The organism is Staphylococcus simulans, assembly GCF_002994445.1.
GTDB classification, from domain to species: domain Bacteria; phylum Bacillota; class Bacilli; order Staphylococcales; family Staphylococcaceae; genus Staphylococcus; species Staphylococcus simulans_B.
This window is the reverse complement of sequence record NZ_MRZJ01000001.1, coordinates 456,675-470,710: the sequence shown is the minus strand read 5'-3', so window position 1 is coordinate 470,710 and position 14,036 is coordinate 456,675. Positions and strand designations below refer to the sequence as shown.

Annotated in this window: 9 protein-coding genes; 7 read left to right on the top strand and 2 right to left on the bottom strand. The window is 37.8% G+C overall.

Going from position 1 to position 14,036, the window contains the following annotated elements:
* Positions 1-31 precede the first annotated feature (31 nt).
* The 3 genes from C7N65_RS02415 (at position 32) to menI (ending at position 5,214) form a co-directional block, all read left to right on the top strand.
* Positions 32-1,666 (top strand): BCCT family transporter, encoded by a 1,635-nt coding sequence (locus tag C7N65_RS02415; protein ID WP_105992872.1) that lies wholly within the window; start codon positions 32-34, stop codon positions 1,664-1,666.
* 261 nt (positions 1,667-1,927) lie between these two features.
* Positions 1,928-4,633, top strand: coding sequence for an aconitate hydratase AcnA (gene acnA / locus C7N65_RS02410; protein ID WP_105992871.1), 2,706 nt, complete (start codon positions 1,928-1,930; stop codon positions 4,631-4,633).
* A 119-nt stretch (positions 4,634-4,752) separates the two neighbouring features.
* Positions 4,753-5,214, top strand: a complete 462-nt coding sequence (gene menI, locus C7N65_RS02405) for a 1,4-dihydroxy-2-naphthoyl-CoA hydrolase MenI (RefSeq protein WP_105992870.1) — start codon at positions 4,753-4,755, stop codon at positions 5,212-5,214.
* A 56-nt stretch (positions 5,215-5,270) separates the two neighbouring features.
* Here the strand turns inward: menI and C7N65_RS02400 are convergent, their stop codons facing one another.
* Positions 5,271-5,582 carry a HesB/YadR/YfhF family protein gene (locus C7N65_RS02400; protein WP_105992869.1) on the bottom strand — a complete coding sequence of 104 codons (312 nt, stop codon included), beginning with the start codon at positions 5,580-5,582 and terminating at the stop codon, positions 5,271-5,273.
* A 206-nt stretch (positions 5,583-5,788) separates the two neighbouring features.
* Positions 5,789-6,397, bottom strand: a complete 609-nt coding sequence (plsY, locus tag C7N65_RS02395; protein WP_105992868.1) for a glycerol-3-phosphate 1-O-acyltransferase PlsY — start codon at positions 6,395-6,397, stop codon at positions 5,789-5,791.
* 291 nt (positions 6,398-6,688) lie between these two features.
* Between plsY and parE the strand changes: the two genes are divergently transcribed.
* From parE to glcT, 4 genes are all read left to right on the top strand, one after another.
* A complete protein-coding gene (gene parE, locus C7N65_RS02390; protein WP_105992867.1) occupies positions 6,689-8,689 on the top strand; it encodes a DNA topoisomerase IV subunit B in 2,001 nt (666 codons plus the stop codon).
* Positions 8,686-11,109, top strand: a complete 2,424-nt coding sequence (gene parC, locus C7N65_RS02385; protein WP_105992866.1) for a DNA topoisomerase IV subunit A — start codon at positions 8,686-8,688, stop codon at positions 11,107-11,109. Before parE ends, parC begins: the two co-directional genes overlap by 4 nt.
* A 286-nt stretch (positions 11,110-11,395) precedes the next feature.
* The gene (locus C7N65_RS02380; protein ID WP_105992865.1) at positions 11,396-12,859 is read left to right on the top strand and encodes an alanine/glycine:cation symporter family protein; all 1,464 of its coding nucleotides are present in this window, start codon (positions 11,396-11,398) and stop codon (positions 12,857-12,859) included.
* 210 nt (positions 12,860-13,069) lie between these two features.
* Positions 13,070-13,930, top strand: a complete 861-nt coding sequence (gene glcT / locus C7N65_RS02375; RefSeq protein WP_105992864.1) for a glucose PTS transporter transcription antiterminator GlcT — start codon at positions 13,070-13,072, stop codon at positions 13,928-13,930.
* Positions 13,931-14,036 lie beyond the last annotated feature (106 nt).

Sequence of the window (14,036 nt, the reverse complement as noted above, 5' to 3'; positions counted from 1 at the left end):
AATAAAATATATAGAAAGGGAGTAATTGATTATGAATTCTTCTCAACACAGTAAGAATGGTAAGAAATTATCCCCGGTATTTATATACGGTTCGATATTAGTTCTGATCGTAGTACTTGCCGGTGCAATCTTTCCTAGCCAGTTTGACGCTGTAACAAATACAATCAAACTGTGGATTACTGATAAATTGGGTTGGTATTACTTAATTTTAACTACAATCATTGTATTCTTCTGTATTTTCCTTATCTTCAGCCCAATCGGAAAACTGAAGTTAGGGAAACCGAACGACAAACCAGAATTCAATACGATTTCTTGGTTTGCGATGCTATTTAGTGCTGGTATGGGTATCGGACTTGTATTCTATGGTGCCGCAGAACCAATGGGACACTTTGCAGCACCGCCAGAAGCGGATCCTAAAACAGCAGAAGCTTATACAGAAGCATTACGATCTACTTTCTTCCACTGGGGCTTCCATGCCTGGGCAGTATATGGTGTTGTAGCATTAGCACTAGCATACGCTCAATTCAGAAAGGGAGAACCAGGTTTATTATCTAAGACTTTACGTCCTATTTTAGGCGATAGAGTAGACGGACCTATCGGTACAATCATTGACGTATTAGCAGTATTCGCTACTGTTGTCGGTGTAGCTGTATCATTAGGTATGGGTGCACTTCAAATCAATGGTGGTTTACATTACTTATTCGGTATTCCAAACAATGTTTGGATACAAGGTATTATCATTGTGATTGTAACAATTCTGTTCATCGCATCAGCGTGGTCTGGTCTGAGCAGAGGTATCCAATATTTAAGTAACTTGAACATTGGTTTAGGTACAATCCTAATGGTAGTTGCGTTAATTATCGGTCCTACAGTATTAATTTTAGATATGTTTACAAGCTCAACAGGCAGCTTGTTAAATACATTCTTATCTAACAGTTTTGATACTGCAGCTTTAAATCCTCAAAAACGTGAGTGGATGTCAGGCTGGACATTATACTATTGGGGCTGGTGGTTAAGCTGGAGTCCATTCGTAGGTGTGTTCATCGCACGTGTTTCTAAAGGACGTTCAATTCGTGAATTCATCTCTGGTGTACTTCTAGTGCCAGCTATTGTAAGTTTCATCTGGTTCAGTGTGTTCGGTGTACTAGGTATTGAAACTGGTAAAAAACATAAAGAAATTTTCGATATGTCAGCTGAGACACAACTTTTCGCAGTGTTCAACCACTTGCCGTTAGGCTTTGTATTATCGATTGTTGCGTTATTATTAATCGCTTCATTCTTTATCACATCAGCCGACTCAGCAACATTCGTATTAGGTATGCAGACATCATTCGGTTCACTTGAACCATCTTCATATATCAAGGTTTCATGGGGTGTTGCACAATCATTAATCGCATTCGTCTTGTTATTCTCAGGCGGGGATACTGGATTGAACTCGCTTCAAAGTGCGGCGATTATCAGTGCATTGCCATTCTCCGTTATCGTCATCATGATGATGATAGCCTTTTACAAAGATGCGAACCGAGAACGTAAATTCTTAGGCTTAACATTAACGCCGAATAAACACAGATTAGAAGAATATGTTAAATATTCTCAACAAGATTATGAAGAAGATATTTTAGAAAAACGCAAATCACGCAGAGAAATACAAAACTCAGACTCATAATTAAATTACGAAACGCTGTCTTTCATCATGAAGGACAGCGTTTTTTTATACATAACAGAAAACAACGAATTAAATGAAAATAATTCTCAATCAATAAAAGATACTTATTACACGAACCTTATGTGATAAGTAATTCTTATACATACTGATTAAAAAACAAAAACGGTGAACTTCTGATTTTTAATGAATATCAGTTGTATTCGCTATCATTCCCATATACAATCTAATTAAAGGCATAATATTGAATCAGGGGGGATTTACATGTCTTCTAACATTAAAGAGCAAGCAAAAAAATCGTTTACTTTAAACGACAAAACGTATACTTATTACGATTTGCAGACATTAGAAGAACAAGGTTTAACTAAAATCAACAAATTGCCATACTCAATTCGAGTATTGCTAGAATCAGTATTAAGACAAGAAGATGGCTTCGTAATCACTGATGATCACATTGAACAATTAGCAAAATTCGGTAATGGCGGCGATGGTGAAGTACCTTTCAAACCATCACGTGTTATTTTGCAAGACTTCACTGGTGTTCCAGCAGTTGTAGACTTAGCATCATTACGTAAAGCAATGGATGATGTGGGGGGAGATATCAACAAAATCAACCCAGAAGTACCTGTAGACTTAGTTATTGACCACTCAGTACAAGTTGACAGTTACGCAAATCCAGATGCATTGCGTCAAAACATGAAATTAGAATTCCACCGCAACTTCGAACGTTACCAATTCTTAAACTGGGCAACAAAAGCATTCGACAACTATAATGCAGTTCCGCCAGCAACTGGTATCGTTCACCAAGTTAACTTAGAGTATTTAGCAAACGTTGTACATGCTAGAGACGTAGACGGCGAAACAGTAGCATTCCCAGATACATTAGTAGGTACTGACTCACATACAACTATGATTAACGGTTTAGGTGTATTAGGTTGGGGTGTCGGCGGTATCGAAGCTGAAGCAGGTATGCTTGGACAACCTTCATACTTCCCAATTCCAGATGTTATCGGTGTGTGCTTAGAGAACCAATTACCTCAAGGTGCAACAGCTACTGACTTAGCTTTACGCGTAACTGAAGAATTACGTAAAAAAGGTGTTGTAGGCAAATTCGTAGAATTCTATGGTCCAGGTGTACAACACTTGCCATTAGCTGACCGTGCTACAATCGCAAACATGGCACCTGAATATGGTGCAACATGCGGTTTCTTCCCGGTTGATGAAGAATCATTAAAATATTTACGCTTAACAGGCCGTTCTGAAGAACAAATCAAACTTGTTGAAGAATACTTAAAACAAAACCACATGTTCTTCGACGTTGAAAAAGAAGATCCTTCTTACACAGATGTTGTTGAATTAGACTTATCTACTGTAGAACCTTCTTTATCAGGTCCAAAACGTCCTCAAGACTTAATTAAATTAGGCGATATGAAAGAAGAATTTGAAAAAGCAGTAACAGCTCCGGCTGGCAACCAAGGTTTCGGATTCGAAGAATCTGAATTCGATAAAGAAGCTACTATCGAATTTGAAGATGGCAGAACTGCTAAAATGACTACAGGTGACATCGCAATTGCGGCGATTACATCTTGTACAAACACATCTAACCCATATGTTATGTTAGGTGCTGGTTTAGTTGCGAAAAAAGCTGTAGAAAAAGGATTAAAAGTTCCTGAATTCGTGAAAACATCATTAGCGCCAGGTTCAAAAGTTGTAACTGGTTACTTAGCTGATTCAGGCTTGCAAGAGTACTTAGATGCATTAGGTTTCAACTTAGTAGGTTATGGTTGTACGACATGTATCGGTAACTCAGGACCGTTATTACCAGAAATCGAAAAAGCAATTTCAGGTGAAGACTTGCTTGTAACTTCAGTATTATCTGGTAACCGTAACTTCGAAGGTCGTATCCACCCATTAGTTAAAGGTAACTACTTAGCATCTCCGCCATTAGTTGTGGCATATGCTTTAGCAGGTACTGTAGATATCGACTTGCAAAATGACCCATTAGGTAAAGATAAAGATGGCAATGACGTTTACTTAAACGACATCTGGCCATCAATCAAAGAAGTTGCAGATACTGTTGAAAGCACTGTAACACCTAAATTATTCCGTGAAGAATATTCAGATGTTTACACTAATAACGAAATGTGGAATGAAATTGAAACTACGGATCAACCATTATATGACTTTGATCCTAAATCAACTTATATCCAAAACCCAACATTCTTCCAAGGCTTATCTAAAGAACCAGGTAAGATTGAACCGCTTAAAGATTTACGCGTAATGGGTAAATTCGGCGACTCAGTAACAACTGACCACATTTCACCAGCAGGTGCAATCGGTAAAGATACACCAGCAGGTCAATACTTGCAAGAAAACGGAGTACCAATCAGAGAATTCAACTCTTACGGTTCTCGTCGTGGTAACCACGAAGTAATGGTAAGAGGTACATTCGCAAACATCCGTATTAAAAACCAATTAGCGCCAGGTACTGAAGGCGGCTTCACAACTTACTGGCCAACAGGCGAAGTAATGTCAATTTACGATGCAGCTATGAAGTACAAAGAAGACGGCACAGGTTTAGTTGTATTAGCAGGTAACGACTACGGTATGGGTTCATCTCGTGACTGGGCTGCAAAAGGTACAAACTTATTAGGTGTTAAAACTGTTATTGCTCAAAGCTATGAACGTATCCACCGTTCTAACTTAGTTATGATGGGTGTATTACCGCTTCAATTCCAAGACGGCGATTCAGCTGACAGCCTTGGATTAGATGGTACTGAAGAAATTTCAGTAGACATCGACGAATCAGTAAAACCACATGACAAAGTTAAAGTTACAGCTAAAAAATCAAACGGTGAAACAATCGAATTCGATGTTATCGCACGTTTCGATTCACAAGTTGAGTTAGACTACTACCGTCATGGCGGTATCTTACAACTTGTATTACGTAACAAATTAGCAACTGCATAAGGGCAATCTACCCTTATCTCAATAGATAATAAGAGGCTGAGATGGTTTGAAACTGTCTTAGTCTCTTTATTTTGTGCTATGATATTACATGGAATGAGTAAAGAAAGTGTGGCGTTAAAATGATATACAGTATCACTGAAATAGAAGCAAGATACCAAGAAACAGACAAAATGGGATTCATTTACCATGGAAACTATGCGACGTGGTTTGAGGTTGCACGTACAGACTATATCAGCAAGTTAGGTTTTAGTTATGCGGATATGGAAGACAGAGGTATCATTTCTCCTGTAACACATTTGGATATGAAGTTTATCAAACCGGTAACTTATCCAGAGAAAGTAAAGATTAAAACTTGGGTGGAACGTTATTCGCGCTTGCGCTCATTATATAAGTATGAAATATATAATGAAAAAGGCGAAATTACGACAACAGGTACTACAGAATTAATCTGTATGACAGAAGATACGCATACGCCGATTCGATTAGATCGTCATTTCCCTGATTGGCATGAAGTGTATCAAGAAGTAGAAAAACGTAATAAAGCCGGCGAACAGTTTGAAGTTGTCGACGGCCTTCAATAATTAAATGAACAGATTAAAAAACTGGGACATGCTCTACATGCCCCAGTTTATCTATGCTATTCTTGTTCAATATTTTGTTTGATAACAATTTCATCTTGCGCATCTACATCTATTGTTAATGCGATATCTTGATAATACCATAAGTCATTTTCAGTAATAATGATATGGACACCGTCGAAATTGTTTTCATAAGCAATTTCTTCAGGTTGGTTAGAAAGCGAATCAATATTAAATGCAGGGCTGAAACCTTGCTTGATTTGCGGTGCGCCGCCATAGCGTACGATAAAATGGATAGCTTTGCCTTCTTGAGGTAAATCGAATTCATCTTTGAACCACGCGATTGCTTTATCTGTCAGGTTAAATTCCATGGTAAAACTCCTCTCATTATCAACAAAATATTAGATTGCAATATTTTTAGTGCAATAACTAATTATACATTAGAGTATAACCGGTATGAGATGTATATTAACAGTAATAATGCTTCAACAATCAAAAAATATGAAGATGTAATTAATAAAGCAGTCACAAATGGCAAAAAATAAAAACCGGAACAAAAATGTCCCGGTTCAACCTGTTACATCCATTTGATTTTAGGCTCTTCACCTTTAAAAATTCTGACGATATTAGTACGATGTCTGACAATCAATAAGACTGCAACGATAATGCTGCCGCCTAATAAAATATAATCTTGGATAATTAATGATCCGATTACACAGCAGATTGCAGCGATGATACTAGATAATGATACGTATTTCGTCAATTTTAAAGTAATAAAGAAAATAGCTGCTAAGACTAATAATAAGATAGGTGCGACACCTAAGACGACACCTGCACTGGTTGCAACGGCTTTACCGCCTTGAAATTTAAGAAATACAGGGAATACATGTCCGACAATGGCAAATACACCGACAACAAGACCATGCATAAAGAATTCAGTTACAGCACCTGTTGTGTGTATCGGGAACCAAAGCGGAAAGAATACAACAATAAAGCCTTTAAATATATCTAAGAAGGTAACTGCAAAACCGGCCGGCTTACCTAACACACGAAAGCTGTTTGTCGCACCGGTATTTCCGCTGCCATACTGTCTGATATCTTTTTTGAAAAATAATTTTCCTATAATAACACCGCTCGGGAATGAACCGACTAGGTATGCGAGCAGCAACATTAGTACAATCATCATTGACCTGACACTTCCTTTGTTGATGATAACGTTATTTTACCACACTCCATATGATTGAAGTGTATTGTACGGTTATTTTTGCAATACAAATATAAATTTCAGTGTTGAAGCGATAATGTCCGCTTTTCATAGTAACAAAAACTTTTATTGATGGAAATATTTTTTAGTAACGTTGTAAAATGTTATCATATTCAAATCAATTTCTGGCTTGCAATTTGGCTGATTTTAAGTAAGAATGTTTATTGTAATGTTTTATAAACGAACGTACGTTTGTAGGAGGCGAAGAATCGATTGGCAACAAATAAACGACAAAATTATTCGGACGATTCTATTCAAGTACTTGAAGGATTAGAAGCAGTTCGTAAAAGACCGGGAATGTATATTGGGTCAACCGATAAACGTGGTTTGCACCACTTAGTATATGAAATCGTAGATAACTCAGTCGATGAGGTATTGAACGGTTACGGTAATGAAATTAAAGTTACCATTAATAAAGATGATAGTATCACAATAGAAGATAATGGACGCGGTATGCCGACAGGTATCCATAAATCCGGAAAACCTACAGTTGAAGTAATCTTTACTATTCTTCATGCCGGAGGTAAATTCGGACAAGGCGGCTATAAAACATCAGGCGGTCTGCATGGTGTTGGTGCCTCTGTAGTGAACGCATTAAGCGAATGGCTTGTTGTTGAAATCTACAGGGACGGCTATATTTATGAGCAGCGCTTTGCGAATGGCGGGTTACCGGCAACAGGACTTGAAAAGAAAGGGAAGACACGTAAGAAAGGTACAAAAGTTACTTTTAAACCTGATCCTGAAATCTTCAAGTCTACGACTGCGTTCAATTTCGATACTTTAAGCGAGCGATTGCAAGAATCAGCCTTCCTTTTAAAAGATTTGAAAATCACTTTAACAGACTTGCGCTCTGGAAAAGAACGAGAAGAAGTCTATCATTATGAAGAAGGTATTAAAGAATTTGTAAGTTACGTCAATGAAGGCAAAGAAGTGCTGCATGACGTTACAACATTTTCTGGTGAAGCTAACGGTATTGAAGTGGATGTAGCTTTCCAATACAATGACCAATATTCTGAAAGTATCTTGAGCTTTGTGAATAACGTACGTACCAAAGACGGCGGAACACATGAAGTCGGATTCAAAACAGCAATGACGCGTGTGTTTAATGATTACGCACGTCGAATTGGTGAATTGAAAGCGAAAGATAAAAATTTGGATGGTAATGATATCAGAGAAGGTTTAACAGCGATTATTTCAGTACGTATCCCTGAAGAGCTTCTGCAATTCGAAGGGCAAACGAAATCTAAGTTAGGTACTGCAGAAGCAAGAAGTGCTGTAGATTCTGTTATAGCTGAGAAATTACCTTACTATTTAGAAGAAAAAGGTCAACTATCGAAATCATTAGTTAAAAAAGCAGTTAAAGCGCAACAAGCTAGAGAAGCAGCGCGCAAAGCACGTGAAGATGCACGTTCAGGCAAGAAGAATAAACGCAAAGATACATTGCTTTCTGGTAAATTGACACCTGCACAAAGCAAGAATACTGAGAAGAAAGAACTCTATCTTGTAGAGGGCGACTCAGCAGGCGGTTCTGCTAAACTCGGCCGTGACCGCAAATATCAAGCTATCTTGCCTTTACGCGGGAAAGTTATCAATACAGAAAAAGCACGTTTGGATGATATCTTCAAAAACGAAGAAATCAATACGATTATCCATACAATCGGTGCGGGTGTAGGAACTGAATTCAAACTTGAAGACAGCAACTACAATCGTGTGATTATTATGACCGATGCGGATACAGATGGTGCGCATATCCAAGTCCTATTACTGACATTCTTCTTCAAATACATGAAGCCGCTTGTACAAGCAGGACGTGTCTTTATTGCCTTGCCGCCTTTATATAAACTTGAAAAAGGTAAAGGCAAATCGAAAAAAGTTGAATACGCGTGGACAGATGAAGAACTTGAAAAACTTCAAAAGCAATTAGGCAAAGGTTTCAGTCTGCAGCGTTATAAAGGTTTAGGTGAAATGAACCCTGACCAGTTATGGGAGACAACTATGAATCCTGAGACAAGAACTTTAATTCGTGTTCAAGTCGAAGATGAAGTGCGTTCTTCTAAACGTGTGACGACATTGATGGGTGATAAAGTTGCACCGCGTCGTGAATGGATTGAACGCCACGTTGAATTCGGTATGCAAGAAGATCAAAGTATCTTGGAAAACGATGAAATCCAAATCTTAGATCAAGAAGAATATGATGAGGAGGAAGCAAATTGAGCGAAATCATCCAAGACCTTTCGTTAGAAGATGTCATAGGCGACCGCTTCGGCCGCTATAGTAAATACATCATTCAAGAACGTGCATTGCCTGACGTCAGAGATGGCTTAAAACCTGTACAACGCCGTATTCTTTATGCAATGTATTCAAGCGGCAACACATACGACAAAAATTTCCGTAAAAGTGCTAAAACTGTCGGTGATGTAATCGGACAATTCCACCCTCACGGCGATACATCTGTATATGATGCGATGGTACGTCTGAGCCAAGATTGGAAATTGCGTCATGTCTTAATCGAAATGCACGGCAACAACGGTAGTATCGATAATGATCCGCCGGCAGCAATGCGTTATACAGAAGCAAAATTAAGCCAGTTATCTGAAGAATTGCTGCGCGATATCAATAAAGAAACCGTATCATTTGTACCGAACTACGATGATACAACAACAGAACCAATGGTATTGCCTGCACGTTTCCCTAATTTATTAGTGAACGGTTCAACAGGTATCTCTGCAGGTTATGCGACAGATATTCCGCCGCATAACTTAGGAGAAGTGATTCAAGCCACATTGAAGTTCATTGATAATCCGGATATTACAGTGCGCCAATTGATGAAATACATCAAAGGTCCTGATTTTCCGACAGGCGGTATTATCCAAGGTATTGACGGTATTAGAAAAGCTTACGAATCCGGCAAAGGCAGAATCGTAGTGCGTTCAACAGTGGATACTGAAACACTGAGAAACGGCCGTCAAGAACTTGTGGTTACTGAAATTCCTTATGAAGTGAATAAAAGTTCATTAGTTAAGAAAATTGATGAATTGCGTGCAGATAAAAAAGTCGACGGTATTGTTGAAGTACGTGATGAAACAGACCGTACAGGTTTGCGTATTGCGATTGAATTGAAAAAAGATGTCAACAGCGAAGCGATTTTAAACTTCTTATATAAAAATACAGACTTACAGATTTCATATAACTTCAATATGGTTGCTATAAGCGAAGGCAGACCTAAGCTGATGGGTATCAGAGCAATCATCGACAGTTATCTGAACCATCAAATAGAAGTTGTAACAAAACGTACACGCTATGACTTGTTCCATGCTGAAAAACGCATGCACATTGTTGAAGGCTTGATGAAAGCTTTATCTGTCCTTGATGAAGTGATTGCAATTATCCGAGGATCTAAAAATAAACGTGATGCCAAAGATAATTTAGTCGCTGAATTTGATTTCACTGAAGAACAAGCAGAAGCGATTGTAACCTTGCAATTATATCGTTTAACAAATACAGATATTGTTGCGCTAGAAGGCGAACACAGCGAACTTGAAGAACAAATCAAAGGATTACGCAATATTTTGGATAACCATGATGCATTGCTCAATGTGATTAAAGATGAGTTGAAAGAAATTCGCCAGCGCTTTAAATCAGAACGTCTTTCTCGCATTGAAGCAGAAATCTCAGAAATCAAAATTTCTAAAGAAGTGATTGTACCGAGTGAGGAAACTATCTTGAGTTTATCTAAAGATGGTTATATCAAACGTACATCTATTCGAAGCTTTAATGCGAACAAAGTAGAGGAAGTCGGACTCAAAGACGGCGATTCGATGCTGCGCTATATTGAAACCAATACTCAGCATATTGCGCTTGTCTTTACGAACCAAGGCCGCTATCTCTACTTGCCGGTGCATAAGCTGTCAGATATCAAATGGAAAGACTTAGGTCAGCACATTTCGCAGCTTGTGCCACTTGAAAATGATGAACATGTCATTGATGTGTTTACAGAACCGGACTTCAAGCAAGAAGCAGATTATATTATTGCGACACGAAACGGTATGATCAAAAAGAGCGAGTTAGGCTTGTTCAAGACAACGCGTTTCAATAAACCGCTCATAGCAATGAAGCTTAAAGACAATGATGAAGTAATCAGTGTCATGCGTATCGAACAACCGCAGAATGTGACGATTATTACACATACAGGTATGTCATTAACTTATTCTACAGATGAGTTATCAAGTACTGGTTTGCGTGCTGCAGGTGTGAAATCAATCAATCTTAAAGATGATGATTATGTTGTGATGACACAATTAATTCAACCGAAAGATACGATTATCATGGCGACACAACGCGGTGCAGTCAAACGCATCAACTATCAAGTGTTAACTGAAGCCAAACGTGCACAACGCGGTATCAAGTTATTAAAAGAACTGAAAAGCAAACCGCATCGCATCGTAGGTGCTGATGTTGTCACAAATCAAATGTCAGAGTTTACATTGTATTCTAAGACACAAACTTATACAGACAAAGTTAATGCGATTCATCTGACAGAACAATATACGAATGGTTCATTCGTTGTGGATATAGATGAATTCGGTGAAGTACAAGCGATGACTATCGCACAATTCGAAATCGATGAAGCATAAAATATAAGTTATCAAAGCTGTGCTGCAGAAGTGTTTTGAACACTTTTTCTGCCGCAGCTTTTTTTATAATTGCTAAGTGTTTTCAAAAAATTATAGTCAGACAATTGTTAAGATGATAAAATATAAGATAGAGTGAATGAATAACAAGTGGTTGCGGATTCTTTTTGAATTTGAACCTCTTGGTATTTTTTTTATTTAAACTGAGTGGAGATGAATGTATCATGCATTGTATTCCATTCATATGTATCTGACTACATAAATATTAAACAAGATATGAGGTAATTAAATGAAAGATTTTGATAGTTTAGTGCCTGGCTGGTTTAAAACGTTTATCGGTGTTGGGAATGACTTGATATGGTCTCAATACCTGATTGGTTTATTATTAACAGCAGGCCTGTTTTTTACAATCAGTTCGAGGTTTGTACAATTTACGTCATTTAGAGAGATGCTGCGTGCATTAGTTGAGAAACCAGAAACTTTAGAAAACGGTGAAAAAGGGATTTCACCTTTCCAAGCCTTTGCGATCAGTGCAGGTTCTCGTGTAGGAACAGGGAATATTGCAGGGGTTGCGACAGCAATTGTACTAGGCGGACCAGGCACAGTATTTTGGATGTGGGTCATTGCATCTATCGGTGCAGCCAGTGCATTTGTAGAATCAGTGTTAGCACAAGTATATAAAGTTCCAGATGAAGAAGGCGGATACCGCGGAGGTCCTGCTTATTATATGACAAAAGGGCTTAACCAAAAATGGTTAGGTGTAGTCTTTGCGATTTTAATTACAGTCACATTCGCATTTGTGTTTAATACAGTACAAGCGAATACTATTGCGGAATCATTAAATACACAATATAATATCAGTCCTGTGATTACAGGAATTGTCTTAGCAGTAATTACTGGTATTATTATCTTCGGCGGTGTAAGAAGTATTGCGACTTTATCTTCTTTAATCGTTCCGATTATGGCGATTATCTACATTGGTGTTGTACTTGTTATTTTAGTGATGAACTATGATCAAATCATTCCGATGATTATGACAATCTTCAAAAGTGCATTCGGTGTTGAACAAGCAACAGGCGGTGCAGTAGGTGCAGCAATCTTGCAAGGGATTAAACGTGGTTTATTCTCAAACGAAGCAGGTATGGGTTCTGCGCCGAACGCAGCCGCAACAGCTGCTGTACCGCACCCTGTAAAACAAGGCTTATTGCAATCTCTAGGTGTATTCTTTGATACAATTTTAGTTTGTACAGCAACAGCCATCGTTATTTTATTATACGGCGGTTTGAAATTCGGTGAAGGTGCACCACAAGGTGTAGCAGTAACACAATCAGCATTAAACGAACATTTAGGCAGTGCCGGCGGTATTTTCTTATCGATTGCGATTACATTATTCGCATTCTCTTCTGTTATCGGCAACTATTACTATGGACAATCTAATATCGAATTCTTATCATACAATAAAACGATTTTATTCATCTTCAGATGTCTTGTAGTAGTATTAGTTTTCTTTGGTGCAGTGATTAAAACAGAAACAGTTTGGAGTACAGCCGATGTATTCATGGGCTTAATGGCCATTGTCAATATTGTTTCGATTATCGCACTTTCCAATATTGCACTTGCCGTAATGAAGGATTATCAAATTCAGCGTAAAGCTGGTAAGAAACCTATCTTCAAACCAGAGAATTTAGAAATCAATTTATTCGGTATTGAATGTTGGGGCGATCCGGCAAAACAATTAACGCGTAAAAAATAATACAATTTATTCAATTCCCTTATCCCATACGATGAAGTATTGGCGATAAGGGAATTTTTTGGATGAATAATGAATGAAAACGCATTATTTTCAAAAAGGTTAACAAGTTGATTAAACGTTGTGGTAAAATAGTCTCTAATTCAGCACAAATCTAAAAAGAAAAAGGCTATAATAAGAGAGACACAGTATTGAGGAGAAAAGGTGGTCATCATGAGCAGCTACGTGATAGAGAAAACACTGAATAATAACGTGATTATTTGTAGAGATGAAACTCACCAAAATGAAGTGGTACTTATCGGTAAAGGCATCGGTTTCAACAAGAAAAAAGGAATGCGGCTGTCAGATACAGCAACGATAGAAAAAGTTTATAAGCTCGAACATAAAACGGAACAAGAGCATTATAAAGCTTTGGTTGAAATGGCAGACGATGATGTATTGCAATCGATTATTGAAGCGATTGATATTATCACTAAAGCAGATCGCACTGTAGATGATAATGATTTGGTCATTGCGCTTACAGACCATATTTTATTTGCGTATAAAAGAATCAAGCAGCAGCAATTTATTAAAAATCCTTTCTTGATTGAAACTAAACAATTGTATCCAGAATCTTATCAGATTGCGGTACAAGTGATTGAACACTTGAATGAGTTATTGGATATAGATTTTCCAGAAGATGAAATCGGCTTTATTGCATTGCACATTGCGAGCAGCAAAGATGATTTAACGTTAAAAGAAGTGCGTTTAACGAATGAAATCATTAATAAAAGTGTACAGATTATGGAGCATGATTTAGGGTACAAAGTAGATACGCAATCGATACAGTACCAGCGCTTTATCCGTCACATCCAATTCTTAATCAGACGGCTTCAAAAAGGGGAAACCATCCAAGTTAAAGAAGACTTCGGAAACATGTTGAAAGCGCATTATCCTGTGTGCTATAATATAGCTGTTAAAATCATTAAGATGATGCAGCAGCATCTTGAAGTTCCGGTGTATGAAGCGGAGCTTTCGTATCTGACGTTGCATGTCTATCATTTTGCAAATAACAATCATAATCATAACGTGTAACTAATTCGATTAGGCATGAGTCATAAAAGTTGGATACTTTCCAGCTTTTGTTACTCATGCCTTTTTTATTTGCTGTTGTGTTGATGCATGATCTTTACAATTCAAT

Bases quoted from the DNA above. Each gene is read 5' to 3' on its own strand.
- C7N65_RS02415 (WP_105992872.1), top strand. From the start codon at position 32: ATGAATTCTTCTCAACACAGTAAGAATGGTAAGAAATTATCCCCGGTA.
- acnA (WP_105992871.1), top strand. From the start codon at position 1,928: ATGTCTTCTAACATTAAAGAGCAAGCAAAAAAATCGTTTACTTTAAAC.
- menI (WP_105992870.1), top strand. From the start codon at position 4,753: ATGATATACAGTATCACTGAAATAGAAGCAAGATACCAAGAAACAGAC.
- C7N65_RS02400 (WP_105992869.1), bottom strand. From the start codon at position 5,582: ATGGAATTTAACCTGACAGATAAAGCAATCGCGTGGTTCAAAGATGAA.
- plsY (WP_105992868.1), bottom strand. From the start codon at position 6,397: ATGATGATTGTACTAATGTTGCTGCTCGCATACCTAGTCGGTTCATTC.
- C7N65_RS02380 (WP_105992865.1), top strand. From the start codon at position 11,396: ATGAAAGATTTTGATAGTTTAGTGCCTGGCTGGTTTAAAACGTTTATC.
- glcT (WP_105992864.1), top strand. From the start codon at position 13,070: ATGAGCAGCTACGTGATAGAGAAAACACTGAATAATAACGTGATTATT.